Source organism: Pseudoroseomonas ludipueritiae (genome assembly GCF_014490445.1).
GTDB lineage: Bacteria > Pseudomonadota > Alphaproteobacteria > Acetobacterales > Acetobacteraceae > Pseudoroseomonas > Pseudoroseomonas ludipueritiae.
Genome location: NZ_JACTUZ010000011.1, coordinates 57,681 through 76,553 on the forward strand (window position 1 = coordinate 57,681; position 18,873 = coordinate 76,553).

Annotated in this window: 15 protein-coding genes; 3 read left to right on the forward strand and 12 right to left on the reverse strand. The window is 70.7% G+C overall.

From position 1 onward, the window contains the following. Positions 1-16 precede the first annotated feature (16 nt). From der to IBL25_RS05385, 4 genes are all read right to left on the reverse strand, one after another. Complete coding sequence (der, locus tag IBL25_RS05370) at positions 17-1,357, reverse strand: ribosome biogenesis GTPase Der (protein ID WP_187777523.1); 1,341 nt, start codon at positions 1,355-1,357, stop codon at positions 17-19. A gap of 71 nt (positions 1,358-1,428) precedes the next feature. Then, positions 1,429-2,763 (reverse strand): outer membrane protein assembly factor BamB family protein, encoded by a 1,335-nt coding sequence (locus IBL25_RS05375; RefSeq protein WP_187777524.1) that lies wholly within the window; start codon positions 2,761-2,763, stop codon positions 1,429-1,431. Positions 2,764-2,768: 5 nt separating this feature from the next. Further along, a complete protein-coding gene (locus IBL25_RS05380) occupies positions 2,769-3,473 on the reverse strand; it encodes a tetratricopeptide repeat protein (RefSeq protein ID WP_238940231.1) in 705 nt (234 codons plus the stop codon). 37 nt (positions 3,474-3,510) lie between these two features. After that, on the reverse strand, positions 3,511-4,845 hold the full coding sequence (locus IBL25_RS05385; protein WP_187777525.1) for a dihydroorotase: 1,335 nt from the start codon (positions 4,843-4,845) through the stop codon (positions 3,511-3,513). Positions 4,846-4,959: 114 nt separating this feature from the next. On the opposite strand from IBL25_RS05385, the gene IBL25_RS05390 reads away from it, so the two are divergent. Further along, complete coding sequence (locus IBL25_RS05390; protein ID WP_187777526.1) at positions 4,960-5,619, forward strand: TenA family protein; 660 nt, start codon at positions 4,960-4,962, stop codon at positions 5,617-5,619. A gap of 12 nt (positions 5,620-5,631) precedes the next feature. Here the strand turns inward: IBL25_RS05390 and asnB are convergent, their stop codons facing one another. Genes asnB through IBL25_RS05405 form a run of 3 tightly spaced genes read right to left on the reverse strand, consistent with a single transcriptional unit; the run spans position 5,632 to position 9,338 of the window. Next, complete coding sequence (asnB, locus tag IBL25_RS05395; RefSeq protein WP_187777527.1) at positions 5,632-7,389, reverse strand: asparagine synthase (glutamine-hydrolyzing); 1,758 nt, start codon at positions 7,387-7,389, stop codon at positions 5,632-5,634. 6 nt (positions 7,390-7,395) lie between these two features. Beyond that, a complete protein-coding gene (locus IBL25_RS05400; RefSeq protein ID WP_367615562.1) occupies positions 7,396-8,427 on the reverse strand; it encodes a glycosyltransferase in 1,032 nt (343 codons plus the stop codon). Beyond that, positions 8,424-9,338, reverse strand: coding sequence for a glycosyltransferase family 9 protein (locus tag IBL25_RS05405; RefSeq protein ID WP_187777528.1), 915 nt, complete (start codon positions 9,336-9,338; stop codon positions 8,424-8,426). The genes IBL25_RS05400 and IBL25_RS05405 overlap by 4 nt, the downstream gene beginning before the upstream one ends. Positions 9,339-9,433: 95 nt before the next feature. On the opposite strand from IBL25_RS05405, the gene ygfZ reads away from it, so the two are divergent. Continuing rightward, positions 9,434-10,243 (forward strand): CAF17-like 4Fe-4S cluster assembly/insertion protein YgfZ, encoded by an 810-nt coding sequence (ygfZ, locus tag IBL25_RS05410; RefSeq protein ID WP_187777529.1) that lies wholly within the window; start codon positions 9,434-9,436, stop codon positions 10,241-10,243. 16 nt (positions 10,244-10,259) lie between these two features. Here ygfZ and ppdK read toward each other — a convergent pair whose 3' ends face one another. The 3 genes from ppdK to IBL25_RS05425 are packed head-to-tail and all read right to left on the reverse strand — an operon-like array spanning position 10,260 to position 16,054. After that, positions 10,260-12,929, reverse strand: a complete 2,670-nt coding sequence (gene ppdK, locus IBL25_RS05415; RefSeq protein ID WP_187777530.1) for a pyruvate, phosphate dikinase — start codon at positions 12,927-12,929, stop codon at positions 10,260-10,262. Between the two features lie 12 nt (positions 12,930-12,941). After that, on the reverse strand, positions 12,942-15,113 hold the full coding sequence (gene glyS / locus IBL25_RS05420) for a glycine--tRNA ligase subunit beta (protein WP_187777531.1): 2,172 nt from the start codon (positions 15,111-15,113) through the stop codon (positions 12,942-12,944). Positions 15,114-15,166: 53 nt separating this feature from the next. Then, positions 15,167-16,054, reverse strand: coding sequence for a glycine--tRNA ligase subunit alpha (locus tag IBL25_RS05425; protein WP_187777532.1), 888 nt, complete (start codon positions 16,052-16,054; stop codon positions 15,167-15,169). A gap of 115 nt (positions 16,055-16,169) precedes the next feature. On the opposite strand from IBL25_RS05425, the gene IBL25_RS05430 reads away from it, so the two are divergent. After that, positions 16,170-16,583, forward strand: a complete 414-nt coding sequence (locus tag IBL25_RS05430) for a ketosteroid isomerase-related protein (RefSeq protein ID WP_187777533.1) — start codon at positions 16,170-16,172, stop codon at positions 16,581-16,583. 16 nt (positions 16,584-16,599) lie between these two features. Here IBL25_RS05430 and IBL25_RS05435 read toward each other — a convergent pair whose 3' ends face one another. Continuing rightward, positions 16,600-17,844 carry an aminopeptidase gene (locus tag IBL25_RS05435; protein WP_187777534.1) on the reverse strand — a complete coding sequence of 415 codons (1,245 nt, stop codon included), beginning with the start codon at positions 17,842-17,844 and terminating at the stop codon, positions 16,600-16,602. Positions 17,845-17,920: 76 nt separating this feature from the next. After that, a complete protein-coding gene (locus IBL25_RS05440) occupies positions 17,921-18,742 on the reverse strand; it encodes a S49 family peptidase (RefSeq protein ID WP_187777535.1) in 822 nt (273 codons plus the stop codon). Positions 18,743-18,873 lie beyond the last annotated feature (131 nt).

The following is an 18,873-nucleotide window of genomic DNA, read 5'->3' on the forward strand; positions in this document are numbered from 1 at the left end:
TTCCGGCCCCCTTTCTTTATTCCTGCTCCACGAAGGGGTTGCTGGTACCCCGCATCTGCAGCCGGATCGGCACGCCCGGCATGTCGAAGGCGTCGCGGAAGCTGTTCACCAGATAGCGGCGGTAATCCTCCGGCAGGTCCTCGGCGCGCGGGCCAAAGACCACGATCGTCGGCGGCCGCGCCTTGGGCATGGTGGCGTAGCGCAGCTTGATGCGGCGGCCATCGGCCAGCGGCGGCTGGTGGCGGCTCAGCGCGCCCTCGAACCAGCGGTTCAGTTCGCCGGTCGGCACGCGCTTGTTCCAGCGCTCCATGGTCTCGCGCACCGCCGGCATCAGCTTGTCGACGCCACGACCAGTGGCGGCGGACATGGCCACCACGGTGATGCCCTTCAGCTGTGCCAGCGAGGTCTGCAAGGTGTCCTCGATGGAACGGCGGGCCGCCACACGGTCCTCCACCGCGTCCCACTTGTTCAGCGCGATCACCACGGCGCGGCCCTCGCGCTCCGCCAAGCGGGCGATGCGCAGGTCCTGCTCGTCCAGCCCCAGCAGGGCATCGAGCACCAGCACCGCCACCTCGGCTTCCTTCAGCGCATTGATGGTGGCGCCGACGGACATCTGCTCCAGCCCCTCGACGATGCGGGCCTTCTTGCGCATCCCCGCCGTGTCCACGATCCGCACGCGGCCCACCGCGTCGTTGAATTCGCTGGTCACGGCATCGCGGGTCAGGCCCGGCTCGGGGCCGGTGATCATCCGCTCCTCGCCCAGCAGGGCGTTCAGCAGGGTGGACTTGCCGGCATTGGGGCGGCCGACCACGGCCATCCGCAGCGGGCGGTCCTTGTCGTCCTCCTCCTCTTCCTCCGGCTCCTCCGGCAGCATGGCGGCCACGGTGGAATGGAGGTCGGAGATGCCCTCGCCATGCTCGGCGGAAATGGCCACGGGGTCGCCGAAGCCCAGCTCATAGGCTTCCAGCGCGGCCATGGTGCCGCCCCGGCCTTCGGTCTTGTTGGCCACCGCCAGCACCGGCACCTTCTGCCGGCGCAGCCAGGCGGCGAAGGCGCGGTCGGAGGCGGTCAGGCCCGCCTTGGCATCCACCACGAAGAGGATGAGGTCCGCCTGCTGGATCGCGGCCTCGGAGGAAGCGCGCATGCGGCCCGCGACGGTGTCGGGCGGCGCTTCCTCCAGCCCGGCGGTGTCCAGCAGCATGACGTCGCGGCCACCGATCCGGGCCTCGTATTCCTTGCGGTCACGGGTGACGCCGGGGGTGTTGTCCACGATGGCGAGCTTGCGGCCCACCAGACGGTTGAACAGCGTGGACTTGCCCACATTGGGGCGGCCGATGATGGCGATACGGGGGAGCATCCGCGCGCTTTACAGCGGAATGCCCCCCGAGGGAATCACGGAGATGGCATGGCCGTCATCGCAACGACCCGTCAGGCCCCGCGATAGGCCGCCAGCGTGCCGTCGTCGCAGAGCAGGACCAGCGTGCCGGCCGCCACCAGCCCGGGCTGGGAGCAGCCATCCGGCAGCCGCAGCCGCCCGGCGACCGTGCCGGTGGCGGGGTCGATCTGCAGCAGCTCGCCCTTCGAGGAGGGCAGCAGGAGGCGGCCGCCGGCCATGACCGGCGGGCCGAAGCTGGCGGGGTCGGCCTTGTCCTTGCCCTTCGGCGGGGCGTTCAGCTCGGCCAGCCAGCGCACCCGGCCATCCTCGCGCCCGATGGCCACCAGATTGCCGGTGCCGCCGATCACGAAGACCCATTCGCCGACCACCAGCGGCGTCTCGGTGCCGCCGATCTCCCGCTCCCACAGGCGGCGGCCGGAGCGGAGGTCCACCGCCATGGAGAGCCCGCCCATGCTGCTGGCATAGACGCGCCCGCGGTCGATCACCGGCAGGCCACGCACGCCGGAGATATCGCCCAGGCCGCCGCGCCCGGCGGCCAAGCTCTCGGTCCAGAGCACGCGGCCGTCCTCGGGGCGCATGGCCACCAGCTCGCCCGAGGGGAAGCCGGCCACCAGGAAATCCTCGAAGATCGCCGGGGCCGGCAGGCCCAGCGGCAGCGCCGGCGCCGCCTGGGCGCTGTAGTCCCAGAGCTTCTTGCCATCCTCGGCCGAGAAGGCGGTCACGGCATTGTTCAGGGTGGGAACGAAGATACGCCCGTTCGAGACAGAGGGTGCGCCGCGCGCCGGGGCGGGCAGCGCCACGCGCCAGCGCGGCTGGCCATCGGCCGGGTTCAGCGCCAGCAGCTCCGCCATGCCGGAGGCGACATAGAGCACGCCGCCCTCATAGGCGCAGCCGCCGCCCACGGCGCCGACATCGTCTTCCTTGGGCTTGGTGTCGAAGCGCCAGCGGCGCCCGCCACTGCCGAGGTCGAAGGCCGAGACGACACCATAGGCATCGGAGGCGAAGACCGTGCCCTCGGCCACCACCGGCCCGGCGGTGATGCGGCTGCGGTAGCTGTTGCCGCTGCCCACCGAGGCCGTCCAGGCGCGGGAGAGCGAGCCCGGCAGCGCCAGGTGCCCCGGCGCATGGCCGGCATTGCCACCCGCCTGCGGCCAATCGGCGCGCGCCTCGGGGGGCGGCAGGTCCATGGGCGCATTGGCCAGGGCCTCGTCGGCCTCCAGGTCCCGGCGCGGTGCCAGCACGGGGCGGCGCTCACCGGGCAAGGGCTTCTTGGATTCGCCGAAGATGTCGTCGAGCGTCTCACAGCCCGCCAGCAATCCCGCCGCGCCCAGCAGCGCCGCCCGCCGCGTCCAGACCATCTGCCGCATTCCGCTCAGCTCCCCAATCCCGCGGCCACGCGGCCCGCGCGTTCCCGCACCCCCTGCGGCGCGGTGACATCCGCCGCCAGGGCTTCCAGGTTCTTCTTCGCTTCCGTGGCCTCGCCACGGCGGATGGCCACCAGCGCCTGCAACTCGCGCGCCGAGGCCGCCCAGGCACCGCCCGCCAGCGGCGCCAGCCGCGAGTCCAGCGCCGCCGTATCCTGCGTCTCCAGCCCATGCAGGGCCCACATCAGGCTGGCGAGGTCGCGATAGATCTGCGGCGCGCGGCTGTCGCCGGCCACCTGATCCCAGAGGGCCAGAGCGGCGTCACGCTCGCCGGTCTCGGCCTTCAGCGCTGCGGTGCGCAGCCGGGCGAGGACCTGGTAGCCCTCCGGCGCATCCCGCGCGATGGTGGCGAAGCGCTCGGCTGCGGATTTCAGGTCGGCGCCCGGGGCCTCGGCGGCGCGATGCACCTCCATGAAGGCCAGGGCAGTCTGGCCAGCCTGCTGCTGCTGGTGCCAGCGCCAGCCCTGCCAGCCGGCCACGCCGACGACGGCCAGCAGCGCCACGCCGGCCAGGGCGCCACCGTAGCGCATCCAGAGCTTGCGCGCCCGTTCGGCCCGCAGCTCTTCCTTCACCTCGTCGAAGATATCCGGCAATTCCGGTCCCCACAGCAGCGGCGGGGGCTTGAAGCCCCCGAAGAGAGTGGCGCGGACCATAGCGGCCCGCGCCAGCCCCGTTAAGGGTTCAGCGGCTTCAGCCCCGCGCGAGGCCTGTATCGAAGCGTACCGGCCGGCCGGCGGGGGTGCCCAGCACCTCGTCCTCCCGCATCACCGGCTGGCCGCGCACGATGGTCATCACCGGCCAGCCGGTGCAGGACTGGCCCGCGAAGGGCGTCCAGCCGCAGGGCGAGGCGATCCAGCTTTCCTCGATGGTGCGGGTCTTCTTCAGGTCCACCACCGTGAAGTCGGCGTCATAGCCGGCGCAGAGGCGCCCCTTCGCCACCGCGCCATAAACGCGGGCGGGGCCGGCGGCCATCAGGTCCACCATGCGCGACAGGCTCAGCCGCCCGGCATTCACATGGTCCAGCATGATCGGCACCAGGGTCTGCACGCCGGTCAGGCCGGCGGCGGTGGCGGGCCAGGGGCGTTCCTTGGCGGCGCGGGAATGCGGCGCGTGGTCGGAGCCGATGCAATCCACCGTGCCATCCGCCACCGCCGCCCAGGCCGCCGCCATGTGGCGCGCGTCGCGGATGGGCGGGTTCATCACGGCATAGCCGCCGAGGCGGTCATAGGCCTCGTCGGTCTGAGAGAGGTGGTTCACCAGCACCTCGACCGTCGCGACATCGCGGAAGTCGCGCAGGTATTCCAGTTCCTCGGCCGTCGAGACATGCAGGATATGGGCGCCGCGGCCGGTCTCGCGCGCCAGCGCCATCAGGCGGCGGGTGCCGAGGAAGGCGCATTCCACATCGCGCCATTCGGCATGCAGCTTGTGCGGGCCGCCGGCGGCGAAGAGCGGCTTGCGCTCCTGCAACCGGTATTCGTCCTCGGAATGGTAGCAGATGCGGCGGCGGCCGGAGCGCATCACGCGTTCCAGCGTGGCGTCATCCTCCACCAGCAGGTCGCCGGTGGAGGAACCGGCGAAGACCTTGATGGCGCAGACATCCGGCTCCAGCTCCAGCGCCGCCAGCTCCGGAATGTTGGACTTGCCGGCACCGACATAGAAGCCGATGTCGCACCAGCTCTTGCCCTCCACATAGGCGCGCTTGCCCTCCAGCGCCTCCTGGCTGGTGATGGAGGGGGTGGTGTTCGGCATATCGAAGACAGCGGTGATGCCGCCCAGCACGGCCGCCTTGGTGCCGGTGGGGATGGTCTCCACCGCCGGGTCGCCCGGGTCGCGCAGATGCACATGCGGGTCGATCAGCCCGGGCAGCACATGCAGGCCCTTGCAGTCGATCTCCTGCGCCGCGCTGGCGGTGCGCAGGTCACCGATGGCGGCGATGCGGCCGGCGCGGACGCCGATATCCGCTTCCTCCTCTCCCCAGGGCAGCACGCAGCGTCCGCCACGCAGGATGAGGTCGAAGCTGGTCATCGCATCGGTTTCCTTTTCTCCGGTGGCGATCTGATAGAACAGATCGCGCGCCGCGTCTGCCCTCCTGGCCCCTGTCCTGCTATCGCCTCCGCCGAGCCAGGGAGCAACGCCGCCATGACCGAGCCTTCCTTCACCGCCCGCCTGCGCGCCGCCTGCGCGGAGGACTGGGACGCCGCCATCACCCACCGCTTCGTGCGGGAGCTTTCGGCGGGCAGCGTGCCGCCGGCGGTGATGCGGCACTACCTGGTGCAGGACTATCTCTTCATCGACCGCTTCGTGGCCCTGCTGGGCGCGGCCATCGCCACGGCCGACAGCTATGCGGCGCGGCTGCGCCTGGCCGGCTTCCTGGCGATGATCGTCTCGGACGAGAACACTTACTTCACCCGTGCCCTGGATGCCCTGGCGGTGCCGCCCGAACAGCGCGCCGCCGCGCCGGAGCCTGCCGTGCGCGCCTTCCAGGACCTGATGGCCGAGGCGGCGGCCACCCGCAGCTATGCGGGCGCGCTCTCCGTGCTGGTGGTGGCGGAATGGCTCTACCTGAACTGGGCGGAACGGCACCAGGGCCCGCTGCCGCCGGATTTCGTGCATGCGGAATGGATCACGCTGCACGACAACCCCTTCTTCCGCGACTTCGTGGCCTGGCTGAGAGGGGAGCTGGACCGCGCCGCCACCGGGCTGGACGCGGCCGGGCTGTCGGCCTGCGAGAGCCTGTTCCGCCGCGCCGTGGCGCTGGAGCGCGCCTTCTTCGACAGCCTCTACGACGCCGCCCGCTGAGGCGGCGCCGGATCAACCCTGGCCGAGGAAGGCGAAGGCATCTCCCTCGGCCTTCCGCCCCTCGATGTGGCGGCGGTGCCAGAGCGCGTAGAACAGCAGGTGCCAGGCGGCGAAGCCTTCCCGCTTGCCGGCGGCGGCGCGGAACAGCGCCGCCACCTTCTCCGGCTTCGCGATCTCGGCCACGCCGGCCTGGGCGGCCACCAGCGGCCCCAGCTTCTCCGCCGCATCGGCGATCCAGGCGCCCACCGGCACGGTGAAGCCCTGCTTGGGGCGGAAGGGCTCGGAGGCCGGGAAATGCTGCGCCAGCCATTGCCGCAGCAGCAGCTTGCCCATGCCCTTCCGCACCTTCAGCGCATCCGGCAGGCGGAAGCAGGCCTCGGCCACGGCGGCATCCAGGAAGGGCGTACGGCCTTCGATGCCATGCGCCATCAGGCAGCGGTCGAGCTTGATCAGCAGGTCGTTGGGCAGCCAATCGGCCACGTCCAGCGCCTGGGCCGCCATCAGCCGGGTGCGGCCCGGCAGGGCGGTGGCGGCCTCGGCGGCCACCATGCCGTCGCGCCAGCCGGTGGGGGCCTGGCGCAGCACGTCCAGCCGGTCGAAGGCACCATGGGTGCGCGGCGCCTTGCCACCCAGCCACCAGGGGCGCATGGCGGCGCGGTAGCGGCCATAGCCACCCAGGATCTCGTCTCCGCCCTCGCCCGAAAGCACCACCTTCACGTCCTGCCGCGCCCGGCGGGCGAGGAACCAGGTGGGGATGATGGCGTAATCCGCCGCCGGGTCATCCATGCCGGCAACGATCTCCGGCAGGTGGCGCCAGACTTCCTCACGGCTGACGGTGATGGTCTCGTGCCACGCCCCGGCGGCGCGGGCCATGGTGGCGGCATGCTCCCGCTCATCGGCCGCGCCGGGCACATCGAAGCCGGCGGTGAAAGCCCGCACCGGCTGCTCGTTCAGGCGGGACATCATGGCCAGCACCGCCGCGCTGTCCGTCCCGCCGGAGAGGAACATGCCATAAGGCACGTCGCTGCGCTGGTGCAGGTCCACGCTGTCGCGGAAGGCGGCGTCGAAGCGCGCCAGGGCCTCGGCCTCGGTGACGGCCAGAGGGCCACCCTCCGGCAGCGCGGCGCGGCGGCGGCGTTCCAGCACCCGGCCCTCGCCCAACGCGATGGTCTCGCCCGGCAGCACGCGGGTGATGCCCTCGAAGATCGTCTCGGCGCCGGTGGTGAACTGCATCTGCAGCAGTTCGGCCCGCGATTCCGGCCGCACGCGCGGCGCCACCAGCCCGGCGGCGATCAGCGCCTGCGGCTCCGACGCGAAGGCCATGCCGCCCGGCACTTCCGCCAGATACATCGGCTTGATGCCGAAGGGGTCGCGGCTCAGCACGACCTGGCGGGAGACGCGGTCATGGATCGCCACGGCATACATGCCGCGCAGCCCATCGGCGAAGCCCAGCCCGTCGCGGCGGAAGAGATGCAGCGGCGGCTCGCAATCGCTGCCGGTGGCGCAGGAGAGCGCGTGGTCGGCGCGCAGCTCGCGATAGTTATAAACCTCACCATTCGCCACCAGCGCGGCGGGGCCGGCGAAGAGCGGCTGGTCCCCGGTGGCGAGGTCGATGATCGCCAGCCGCGTATGCGCCAGCGCCACGGGGCCGGAAACATGGTGCCCCGCGCCATCCGGCCCGCGATGCGCCAGGGCGCCGGTCAGCTTTTGCAATATGGTGGCGTCGGGGCTCTGCCCTTGCCGCAGAATCAGGCCGGCAATGCCGCACATGGCTGCTCAAGCCCCCCTGGCAGTGGTGGAGAGGCGGTGCAGCATGTCCTGCCACCGGGCCAGAACCGGCGCCTCGGCGAATTCCGCTTCCCAGCCGGCGCGGCCGGCGGCACCCAGGTCCGCCGCGCGGGCCGGGTCGGCCAACAGGCTGCCCACCGCCTGGGCCAGGGCCTCCGGCGATTCCTGCGGCACCAGCAGGCCGGTGCGGCCATCCTCGATCAGTTCGGCGGGGCCCTGGGCGGCCACGGCCACCACGGGTTTGGACGCACTCCAGGCTTCCAGCACCACATTGCCCAGCGGCTCGTGGCGGGAGGAACAGACAAAGACATCGCAGCCCGCCAGCAGCGCCCCGGCATCCTGCCGCCAGCCCAGGAAGCGCACGCGCGTGGCGACGCCCAGCTCGGCCGCCAGCTTCTCCAGCGCCGCGCGTTCCGGCCCCTCGCCGCCGATGGCCAGTTCAGCCCCCGGCAGCAGCGCCAGGGCGCGCAGCAGGGTGTCGAAACCCTTGTTGCGGTGCAGGCGGCCCAGCGCCACCAGCCTGGGCGCGCCTTCCGCGAGGCCCAGCTCTGCGGGCAGCACGCCGGCGAAATCATCGGTGAAGTTGGGCAGGTAATGGGCGCGGCCGGCCGGCCAGCCCTGCCGCACCATCCAGCCCACCAGGTCCCGCGTATTGCCGACGAGGTGGTCACAGCGGCGGTAATACTTCAGGTCGTAATAACCGCCGAGCCGCCCCACCAGCGTCCAGTCCCCGGCCGGCATATGGCGCGCGGCACGGTTCATCCAGGCCACGGCCACCTGCGGCCGGTGGTGGCGCAGCAGCAGCGAGAGGCGTGGCCGCGTCAGCACATCCAGCGGCCCGCCGAAGCCCAGTTGCACCGGCACCAGCCCATGCACCGCCAGCCGGGCAGCGCGGGCGGGGTCCTTGCGGATCACCGGCAGCACATCCTCTCCCGCCTTGTGCAGGGCGACGGTCAGGCGTTCGTAAAAGGCCTCGGCGCCGCCCGCCGGGGCGCCGGCCATCACCTGCGCGATCCTCACGCCGGGACGCTTTCCAGCAGGTCACGGGCGGCGGAAAGGGCATCCTCCACCGGCAGCGCCTCCATGGGCGCGGCGCCGGGGGTGCCGCGCGCCAGCACGGCGCGGGCGGCGCGGCCCACCGGAGCATACTCGCTCGCGGGTGTGGGGCCGAAAAGGCCCAGCGTCGGCGTCTCGGCAGCGGCGGAAAGATGCATCAGGCCGGAATCATTGCCCACGAAAAGCGCGCAACGCGATAACACCGCCGCGACCTCCGGCAATTCCAACTGGCCCACCAGATCAATCGCCTGCGGCAGCGCGGCCAGCACCGGGGCCACCATGGCGGCCTCCTGCGCGCCGGGGCCGCCCAGCACCACGGCGCGCGCCCCCGGCAGCGGCCCATCGGGTGCCGAAAGCGCCCGGAAGAGTTCCACGAAACGCTCTGCCGGCCAGAGCTTGCCGGACCAGTTGGCGCTGGGACCGAGCGCGATGAAAGGCCCCTGCCCCTGGAGCAGCTTCTCCGCCCGGACCTCATCCGCCGGGCTGAACCAGGCCACGGGGCGCGGCGCATCCGTCAGGTCCAGCGTGCCGGCCAGATGCAGCAGCCGGTGCCCGGGGCGCCGGCCGCCCTGCATCACCGCCCGCCGCCGCGCCGGCACCAGCCAGGCGAGCGCGGAGCCACGCAGGTCCACCACCAGGTCCCAGCGCGTGCGCGCCACCTTGGCCCAAAGCCCCAGCCAATGGGCGGAGAAGCGGCGCTTCACCAGGACAATCGTATCCACCCGGTTCGGCATGCGCGCGAAGACGCCCTCCGCCACCGGGCCACAGGCCACGGTGATCCGCGCATCGGGATAGGTCCGCAGCAGGTGGTCCAGCAGGCCGGTGGAGAGCACCGCGTCGCCGATCCGCGTGGAGGTGATGAAGAGAATGCGCATGGTCGCGCGCCGCTTAGCACGGTTGCGCGCTTTGCGCAGCTTGGGCTTGGCGCCCTGCCCTTGCAGGTGGCCCGGCGCAGGCCAAAATGGCGGCCATGCCCCAGACATCCCTTCCCGACCGCGCCGTCATCGCCGTGACCGGCGAGGACCGCGTCGCCTTTCTGCAGGGCCTGGTGTCCAATGACGTGGCCCAGGCCGCGCCAGGCCACGCCATCTGGGCGGCGCTGCTGACGCCGCAGGGCAAGTGGCTGGCCGATTTCTTTGTCTTCGCCGGGGACGCGCGGCTGCTGCTGGATGTGGAGGCCGCGCAGGCCGCCATGCTGGTGCAGAAGCTTTCCCGCTTCCGGCTGCGCTCCAAGGTGGCGCTGGCGGAGGCGCCGGAGCTTTCCGTCAGCGCCGGCTGGGGCGATGCGCCCATGCCGCCCGGCACCGCCGCCCGGGACCCGCGCCACCCCCAGGCCGGCTGGCGCGCCCTGCTGGCCGAACCCCCCCCCGCCGATGCGACACCGGCGGATTACGACCGCCACCGCCTCGCCCTCGGCCTGCCTGCTGGCAGCCAGGACATGGAGAGCGAGAAGAGCGTGCTGCTGGAAGCCGGCTTCGATGAGCTGGCCGGCGTCTCCTGGAGCAAGGGCTGCTACATGGGCCAGGAATTGACGGCCCGCACCAAGTACCGAGGGTTGCTGAAGAAGCGGCTGTTTCCGGTGACGGTGGAAGGCCCCCTGCCCCCGCGCGGCACGCCGGTGCTGCGGGAAGATGGCGCGGAACTGGGCGAGATGCGCTCCGGCCGCGATGGGCTGGGCCTGGCGCTGCTGCGCCTGCCGGTGGAAGCCGGCCAGGCGCTACGCTGTGGCGAGGCGATGCTGCGCCCCGCCGTGCCGGACTGGATGAACCAGCCCGGCTGATCGCGGCGGACCGCCCTCAGGCGGTGCGGTCCACCGCCCCCGCCAGCGCGGCCTGCGCAGCCGCCAGCCGCGCCACCGGCACGCGGTAAGGCGAGCAGGAGACGTAATCCAGGCCCACGCTCTCGCAGAACTGGATCGAGGCCGGGTCGCCGCCATGCTCGCCGCAGATGCCGAGCTTGAGGTCGGACTTCACGCCGCGCCCCTTTTCCTTGGCGATGCGCACCAGCGCGCCGACGCCATCGGGGTCCAGCGAGACGAAGGGGTCCTTCGGCAGGATGCCCTTGTCCACGTAATAGGGCAGGAACTTGCCGGCATCGTCGCGGGAAAGGCCAAAGGTCGTCTGCGTCAGGTCGTTGGTGCCGAAGGAGAAGAAGTCGGCCACCTCGGCGATGCTATCGGCCGTGAGGCAGGCGCGCGGCAGCTCGATCATGGTGCCGACGAAGTATTCGATGGTCTGGCCGGCCTCGGCGAAGACTTCCTTGGCGACCTTGTCCACCTGGGCGCGGGTCAGTTCCAGCTCCTTCTTGGCGGCCACCAGCGGGATCATGATCTCCGGCACCGGGGCCTTGCCGGTCTCCTTGGCTGTCTCGATCGCGGCCTCGAAGATGGCGCGGGCCTGCATCTCGTAGATCTCGGGATAGGTCACGCCCAGGCGGCAGCCGCGATGGCCCAGCATGGGGTTGGCTTCCGAGAGATCGGCCGCGCGGCGCTTCATGGCGGCGAGATCGGCGCCGAGATGCTCGGCCACCTCCGCCAGTTCCTCCTCCCGGTGCGGCAGGAATTCATGCAGCGGCGGGTCCAGCAGGCGGATGGTCACCGGCAGGCCGGCCATGATGCGGAACAGCTGGCGGAAATCGTCGCGCTGGAAGGGCAGCAGCTTGGCCAGCGCATCGCGGCGCCCGCCCTCGCTTTCCGACATGATCATCTGCCGCACGGCGCCGATGCGTGCGGGGTCGAAGAACATGTGCTCGGTGCGGCAGAGGCCGATGCCCTCGGCGCCGAACTTGCGCGCGGTATCGGCATCCAGCGGTGTTTCGGCATTGGCGCGGATATGCAGGCGGCGCACCTTGTCCGCCCAGCCCATCAGCGTCGCGAAATCGCCGGAAAGCTGCGGCTCCACCATGGCCACGGTGCCGAGGAAGACCTCGCCCGTGGCGCCATCCAGCGTGATGGTGTCGCCGCCATGGACGATCTGCCCGCCGGCCGAGAGCTGCTGGCTGTGATAGTCCACCACGATGCCGCCGGCGCCCGCCACGCAGGGCCGGCCCATGCCGCGGGCCACCACCGCCGCGTGGCTGGTCATGCCGCCACGCGTGGTCAGAATGCCCTTGGCGGCATGCATGCCGTGGATATCCTCGGGGCTGGTCTCGATGCGGACCAGGATGACGCTCTCACCCTTGGCGGCGCGCGTCTCGGCCTCATCGGCGGAGAAGACCACCACGCCGCAGGCGGCGCCCGGGGAGGCCGGCAGGCCCTTGGAGAGCAGCTTGCGCGGCGCCTTGGGGTCCAGGGTCGGGTGCAGAAGCTGGTCCAGGGACTGCGGCGCCACGCGGCGCACCGCCTCCGCCTCGTCGATCAGCCCCTCATTGGCCATGTCGACCGCGATCTTGAGGCTGGCCGCCGCCGTGCGCTTCCCGTTGCGGGTCTGCAGCATGTACAGCTTGTTCTGCTGCACCGTGAACTCGATGTCCTGCATGTCCGTGTAGTGACGCTCCAGCGTCTCACGGACTTTTACCAATTCGGCATAGGCGGCGGGCATGGCGGCTTCCATGCTGCGCTCGCCGGGCTTGGCGCGGGCCTCGCTCATGGGCTGCGGGGTGCGGATGCCGGCCACGACATCCTCCCCCTGCGCGTTGATCAGGTATTCGCCGTAGAAGATGTTCTCGCCGGTTGAGGGGTCGCGGGTGAAGCAGACGCCGGTGGCGCAGTCGTCACCCATATTGCCGAAGACCATGGCCTGCACGTTCACCGCCGTGCCCCATTCGGCCGGGATGTCGTGCAGCCGGCGATAAGTGATGGCGCGCTGGTTCATCCAGGAGCCAAACACCGCGCCCACCGCACCCCAGAGCTGCTCCTGCGGCTCCTGCGGGAAGGGCTTGCCCAGCACATCCTGCACCATCGCCTTGTATTCCTCGGCGACGCGCTTCCAGTCCTCGGCCACCAGCTCGGTATCCTCGGAGACGCCCTTGGCGAGCTTGGCTTCCTCGATGATCTCCTCGAAGCGGTGATGATCGACGCCCAGCACCACCGAGCCATACATCTGGATGAAGCGGCGGTAGCTGTCCCAGGCGAAGCGCGGGTCGCCGGAAGCGGCGGCGAGGCCTTCCACCGTGCGGTCGTTCAGGCCCAGGTTCAGCACCGTGTCCATCATGCCCGGCATGGACACGCGGGCGCCGGAGCGGACGGAAACCAGCAGCGGCTTGGCCTCATCCCCGAACTTCAGGCCAACGGCCTCCTCGATCCGCGCCAAGGCCTCGGCCACCTGGGCCTGCAGCTCGGCCGGGTAGCTGTTCTGGTGCTGGTAGTAGTAGGTGCAGACTTCGGTGGTGATGGTGAAGCCCGGCGGCACCGGCAGGCCGATGGATGCCATTTCCGCCAGGTTGGCGCCCTTGCCACCCAGCAGGTTGCGCATCTCGGCCTTGCCGTCGTTGCGGCCTGCGCCGAAGCCATACACCCACTTCGTCATCTGCGGTTTCCTCTAGCTTTCGATCTTAGACAGGTCTGCAACCTGATCGGTCAGCGCCTTCAGCCGGGCCAGCAGCCCGAGGCGGTTACGGCGCAGCGCCGCATCCGCGTCGTTGACCACCACCTTATCGAAGAATGCGTCCACGGGATGGCGGAGTCTGGCCAGCGCCGCCATGGCACCGGCGAAATCTTCCCCGCCCAGCGTGGTGGCGACGGCGGGCGCCGCCTCGTCCAGCGCGGCGGCCAGGGCCTTCTCCTCTTCCGCCGCCAGCAGCGCGGCATCGGTGGCGGGGCGGTGCGGGCCGTCCTTCTTGTCCTCGATGCGCAGGATATTGGCGGCGCGGCGGGAGGCGGTGAGCAGGTTGGCCCCATCCTCCCCTTCCAGGAAGAGGCGCAGCGCCTCCGTCCGCGCCAGCAGGCGCACAAGATCGGCATCGGTGCCGGCGCCCAGCGTCGCGGCCAGCACGTCGTGGCGCTGGCCCTCGGCGCGCAACTGCACGCGCAGGCGCTCGGCCAGGAAGTCCATCAGCCCGGCGGCGAAGGCGGCGACCATCGGGGGGTGGGCCGACTTCGGGTCCGGCTGCCAGCCGGTGTTCAGCTTCTCGGACGCCACGGCCATGCCGAATTCCGGTTCGGCGGTGGTGCCGACGGCCTGCGGGAAGCCAAAGAAGGCCTCTGCGAGAACATCGGCCAGGTCCAGCCGCAGGTTGTTCTCGCGGATGATGCGGATGACGCCCAGCGCCGCACGGCGCAGCGCATAGGGGTCGCCGGAGCCGGTCGGGCGCTCATCGGCGGCGAAGAAGCCGGCGAGTTGGTCCAGCTTGTCCGCCAGCGCCACGGTGATGGCGACGGGGTCGGTGGGCACGGAATCGCCCGGGCCCATCGGGCGGTAATGCGCGGCGATGGCCTCGGCCACACGCGCATCCTCGCCATTATGAAGGGCGTAGTAGCGGCCGATGATGCCCTGAAGCTCCGGGAACTCGCCCACCAGCCCGGTGGCGAGGTCCGCCTTGGCCAGCTTGGCGGCGCGGGTGGCCAGCGCCACGTCGGCGCCCAGCTTCGGCGCCAGGAAGCGCGCCAGCTTCTCCAGCCGCTGCACGCGCTGGCCCTGGGTGCCCAGCTTGGCGTGGAAGACCACGGAAGCCAGCTTCGGCAGGAAGCTCTCTAGCGCCTGCTTGCGGTCCTGGTCCCAGAAGAAGCGGGCATCGGAAAGGCGGGCGCGCAGCACGCGCTCATTGCCGGCGATGATGGCGCGGCCGCCATCCGTGGCCTCGATATTGGCGGCCAGGGCGAAGAAGGGCGCGGCCGAGCCATCCGGCTTGCGCAGCGCGAAATATCGCTGGTTGACGCGCATGGTGGTGCGCATCAGTTCCGGCGGCAGGTCCATGAAGGCATCGTCGATGCGGCCCAGCAGCGGCACGGGCCATTCGACCAGCCCCCCCACTTCCGCCAACAGGCCTTCATCCGGAACCACCTCGACCCCCTCCGCCACGGCCAGGGCCGCGATACCGTCACGCACACGCTTGGTGCGCTCCGCGGGGTCGATAACAACGTGCCGCGTGGCCAGTTGCGCCGCGTATTCCGAAAAATTGTGCACCGCAAAAGCGCCGGGGGACATCAGCCGGTGACCCTCGGTCTCATTGCCCGAGGCCAAGCCATGGCCGTCGTCCTCGCCCTGCGCCAGGGAGAAGGGCACCACCTGCCCGCCGAAGACGCACAGGATGCGCTTCAGCGGCCGCACCCAGACGAAGCTGCTGGTGCCACCCCAGCGCATCGACTTCGGCCAGGGGAAGCGGCGCAGGATGCCGGGGATGATCTCGGCCAGCAGCGCCGGGGTCGGCTGCCCTTCCTTGCGGATCACGGCGAAGAGATACTTCGTGCCCTTCACCTCCCGCTCTTCCAACTGCTCCCGCGTCAGGCCGGTGGCGCGCAGGAAGCCTTCCAGCGCCGGGCCGGTGGCATCCGCGCGGGGGCCACGGCGCTCCTCGTTCACCGGGGCGGTGGCGGCGGGCAGCTCGGCCACCAGCGCCAGGCGGCGGGGGCCGTAGAGGGTGCGGAGCCCTTCCGCCTTCAGGCCCGCGCCCTTCAGCGCATCGCCCAGCAGCCGCTGGAGGTCCTCGGCGGCGCGCGCCTGCATGCGGGCCGGGATTTCCTCGGAGAAGAGTTCAAGCAGGAGTTCGGGCATTTGGGGGCGCGCCTAGCGGGTACGGGTCGGGTTCAGGGCGAAGGTGCGGGCCGTCAGGCGCCCGCCACCCAGGTCTCGCAGCAGGATTTCGCGAGCGCGCGGACGCGGCCGATATAGCTGGCGCGCTCCGTCACGCTGATGGCGCCGCGCGCGTCCAGCAGGTTGAAGAGATGGCTGGCCTTGATGCACTGGTCATAGGCCGGCAGCGCCAGCTTGCGCTCCACCAGCGCCGCGCATTCGGCCTCGGCATCGCGGAAATGCTCGAAGAGCTTCTCGATATTGGCGTGCTCGAAGTTGAAGGCGGAATATTCCCGCTCGGCGCGCAGGAAGACATCGCCGTACTTCACGCCCTGGCCGTTGAAATCGAGGTCGTAGACGTTCTCGATGTTCTGCACATACATCGCCAGCCGTTCGAGGCCGTAGGTCATCTCGAAGGAAGGATGCACCACCGGAATGCCGCCGACCTGCTGGAAATAGGTGAACTGGCCGACTTCCATGCCGTCGCACCAGACTTCCCAGCCCAGGCCCCAGGCACCCAGCGTCGGGCTTTCCCAGTCATCCTCCACGAAGCGGAAGTCGTGCTTCAGCGGGTCCAGCCCGATCTCGCGGTAGGAGGCCAGCAGCAGGTCCTGCGCACGCTCAGGGCTCGGCTTCATGATGACCTGGTACTGGTAGTAGTGCTGCAGGCGGTTGGGGTTCTCGCCATAGCGGCCGTCCGAGGGGCGGCGGGAGGGCTGCACATAGGCGGCCTTCCAGGGCGTGGCGCCCAGGGCGCGCAGCGTGGTGGCCGGGTGGAAGGTGCCGGCGCCCATTTCCATGTCGTAGGGCTGCAGGATCACGCAGCCCTGTGCCGCCCAGAAGCGGTGCAGCGTCAGGATGATATCCTGGAAGGACATGGGCTTGGCAGCCGTGGAGACGGCAGGGGCGGCAAGATCGGTCATGGTTCTGGCGTCGGGCCTTCCGGCACTTTGTTCTGGCGGCCGTCCTGGGCTTGCGGCCGGGCCGTGCAGCGCAGCATAAGGGCCGCCTTACCGACCGGCAAGGAAGGCACCGACCATGCCCCATCGCACAAGCGTCGAGGCGCTGATCCGCGCCTATTACGCCGCCTTCAACACTGGCAATGCCGAGGGCATGCTGGCCCTGATGACCGATGACGTGGTGCACGACATCAACCAGGGCCGGCGCGAGACCGGCATCCCGGCCTTCCGCGCCTTCATGAGCCGCATGAATGCCCATTACCGGGAAGAACTGCGCGACATCACCGTGATGCTGGATGCCGAGGGCAAGCGCGCCGCGGCCGAGTTCACGGTGCATGGCACCTATCTCGCCACCGACGAGGGGCTGCCGGAGGCCAGCGGCCAGACCTATGTGCTGCCCGCCGGCGCCTTCTTCGAGGTGCGGGAGGGCCGCATCGCCCGCGTCACCAACTACTATAACCTGGCGGACTGGGTGGCGCAGGTCGGGGGCTGAGCGCCCCCTTCCCGGCTCAAAGCGCCCATTCGCCCTTGCGCATGACGGGCGTGGCGTTGCCCGAAGCGTCCAGCCCGTCCACGTCCACGCTGGCGGAGCCGATCATCCAGTCCACGTGGATCAGCGAGGAATTGCCGCCGGCCGCCGCGAACTGCTCGTCCGTCAGCGTCTTGGCGTTCACGAAGCACTTCTTGTAGGCCTGGCCCAGTGCGATGTGGCTGGCGGCATTCTCGTCGAAGAGGGTGTTGAAGAAGAGCAGCCCGCTCTGCGAGATCGGCGAGGAATGCGGCACCAGCGCCACCTCGCCCAGGCGGCGGGCGCCCTCGTCGGTGCCGATCATCTTCTGCAGCACTTCCTCGCCCGTGCTGGCATGGGCCTCGACCACCTGCCCGCCCTCGAAGCGCACGCGGATATCGCGGATCAGCGTGCCGCCATGCGCCAGCGGCTTGGTGGCGGAGACGGTGCCTTCCGTCATCGCCGCATGCGGCGTGGTGAAGACCTCTTCCGTCGGGATATTGGGGTTGGAGGAGATGCCGTTGCGGGCGGTGGAGATGCCACCCATCCAGGCATGGCCATCGGCCAGCCCCACCTTCAGGTCGGTGCCGGGGCCCTGGAAGCGGAGAGCGCGGAAGTTACGCTCGGTCAGGATCTTGCGCTTGGCCATCAGGGTGGCGTTATGCGCGGCCCAGGCGGCCTCGGGGTCCGGGCGGTTGGCGCGCGTGGCGGCGAAGATGGCGTCCCAGAGCTTCGCCACCGCCACATCCTCCGGCACATCCGGGAAGACGCTGCGGGCCCAGGCGGCATTGGCGAAGGGCACCAGGGACCAGTTGATGGCGGAAGCCGTGATCAGCTCCAGCGCCGGGCGATAGGCCTTGGAACGGGCGCGGTTGGCGCGGGCGATCTTTTCCGGGTCCTGGCCCGCCAGCAGGTTGGGGTCGTCGCCCACGATGGCCAGCCGCGCGGCGCCGGAGCGGTAGGCGGCGGCCATGCCCTCGTACATCCAGCCGGGGGCGGCATCGAAGCTCTCCTCCCGCGCGTACTTGTAGCGGGCCAGGGCGGACTGGTCGTCGGCGAAGATGGTGGTGACCAGGGAGGCACCGGCCTTGTAGGCGGCCTCGGTGATCTTGCGGGCCAGCGGCAGGCTGTCGAGGCCGGCGGTCATCACCAGCTCCTGCCCCTCGGCCAGGTTCAGGCCGACGCGCACCGCGACCTCCGCCAGCTTGTCCAGCCGCGTGTCCGTGCTTGGAATATGGGTGTCCATGGCCTAAGGCTCCTCGGAATTCGCTGTTGGGATTGCCGCGCCGGGACGCGGTGGTGTCAAGCCTGGGCGGGGCAGGTCAGAGGCCGATGCGCCCCCAGGCCTCGCGCTCCTCGGCCAGGACGGCGGCGTGGCCCAGCGCCAGCGCGGCGCCGCCACCCAGCAGCCGCATGGGCAGCGGCGGCTTGCGGGCGCCGAAGCGCACCACCTGGGCCTTCTCGCCGAAGCGGCGGCGGATTTCCGATGACGCATCGCCCAGGCGGTCCACCAGCCCGAGCGGCAGCGCCTCCCGCCCCGTCCAGAAGCGGCCGGTGAAAAGCTCCTCCTCCGGTGCCGTTAGCTTGGCGCCGCGCCGGGCGCGAACCCAGTCCTTGAACTCGCGGTGGATGGAGGAAAGCAGTTCCTCCAGCCGCTCCTGCTGCTCCGGCTGCACTGGGCGGAAGGGGTCCAGGAAGGATTTCTGCCCCCCCGCCGTGGTCAGGCGCCGCTCGACGCCCCAGCGCCCCATCAGGTCCTGCACCCCGAAGCTGGCGGAGATGACGCCGATGCTGCCGACGATGCTGGCGCCATCAGCCACGATCTCATCCGCCGCGCAGGCCAGCCAATAGCCGCCCGAGGCCGCCGCATCCTCCACGCAGGCGATGACGGGCACCTTCTTTTCCTCCGCCAGCCGGCGGATGCGGGCGCCGATCAGCGCCGATTGCACCGGCGAGCCGCCGGGCGAGTTGATGGCCAGCACCACCCCCGCCAGCCGCTTCAGGGCGAAGGCGCGGTCCAGGATGGGGCCGACATGCTCGATATTGAGGGCGGGGCCGCCGACGGGGCCGCCCCGGGCGGCGATGACACCCGCCAGCCGCACCGTGGCGACGCGGGGCTGGCGGGAGAGGAAGGGGATGCGCATGCCACAGAGATGTCCACCCTTCCCGCCCCCGACAAGCCATGGCAGTGAATGCGGCTGACACCGGCCCGAGGAGTTCCTTGCTATGAAGACACGCGCTGCGGTTGCCTGGGAGGCGGGCCAGCCGCTTTCGG

Bases quoted from the DNA above. Each gene is read 5' to 3' on its own strand.
- der (WP_187777523.1), bottom strand. From the start codon at position 1,357: ATGCTCCCCCGTATCGCCATCATCGGCCGCCCCAATGTGGGCAAGTCC.
- IBL25_RS05375 (WP_187777524.1), bottom strand. From the start codon at position 2,763: ATGCGGCAGATGGTCTGGACGCGGCGGGCGGCGCTGCTGGGCGCGGCG.
- IBL25_RS05380 (WP_238940231.1), bottom strand. From the start codon at position 3,473: ATGGTCCGCGCCACTCTCTTCGGGGGCTTCAAGCCCCCGCCGCTGCTG.
- IBL25_RS05385 (WP_187777525.1), bottom strand. From the start codon at position 4,845: ATGACCAGCTTCGACCTCATCCTGCGTGGCGGACGCTGCGTGCTGCCC.
- IBL25_RS05390 (WP_187777526.1), top strand. From the start codon at position 4,960: ATGACCGAGCCTTCCTTCACCGCCCGCCTGCGCGCCGCCTGCGCGGAG.
- asnB (WP_187777527.1), bottom strand. From the start codon at position 7,389: ATGTGCGGCATTGCCGGCCTGATTCTGCGGCAAGGGCAGAGCCCCGAC.
- IBL25_RS05405 (WP_187777528.1), bottom strand. From the start codon at position 9,338: ATGCGCATTCTCTTCATCACCTCCACGCGGATCGGCGACGCGGTGCTC.
- ygfZ (WP_187777529.1), top strand. From the start codon at position 9,434: ATGCCCCAGACATCCCTTCCCGACCGCGCCGTCATCGCCGTGACCGGC.
- ppdK (WP_187777530.1), bottom strand. From the start codon at position 12,929: ATGACGAAGTGGGTGTATGGCTTCGGCGCAGGCCGCAACGACGGCAAG.
- glyS (WP_187777531.1), bottom strand. From the start codon at position 15,113: ATGCCCGAACTCCTGCTTGAACTCTTCTCCGAGGAAATCCCGGCCCGC.
- IBL25_RS05425 (WP_187777532.1), bottom strand. From the start codon at position 16,054: ATGACCGATCTTGCCGCCCCTGCCGTCTCCACGGCTGCCAAGCCCATG.
- IBL25_RS05430 (WP_187777533.1), top strand. From the start codon at position 16,170: ATGCCCCATCGCACAAGCGTCGAGGCGCTGATCCGCGCCTATTACGCC.
- IBL25_RS05435 (WP_187777534.1), bottom strand. From the start codon at position 17,844: ATGGACACCCATATTCCAAGCACGGACACGCGGCTGGACAAGCTGGCG.
- IBL25_RS05440 (WP_187777535.1), bottom strand. From the start codon at position 18,742: ATGCGCATCCCCTTCCTCTCCCGCCAGCCCCGCGTCGCCACGGTGCGG.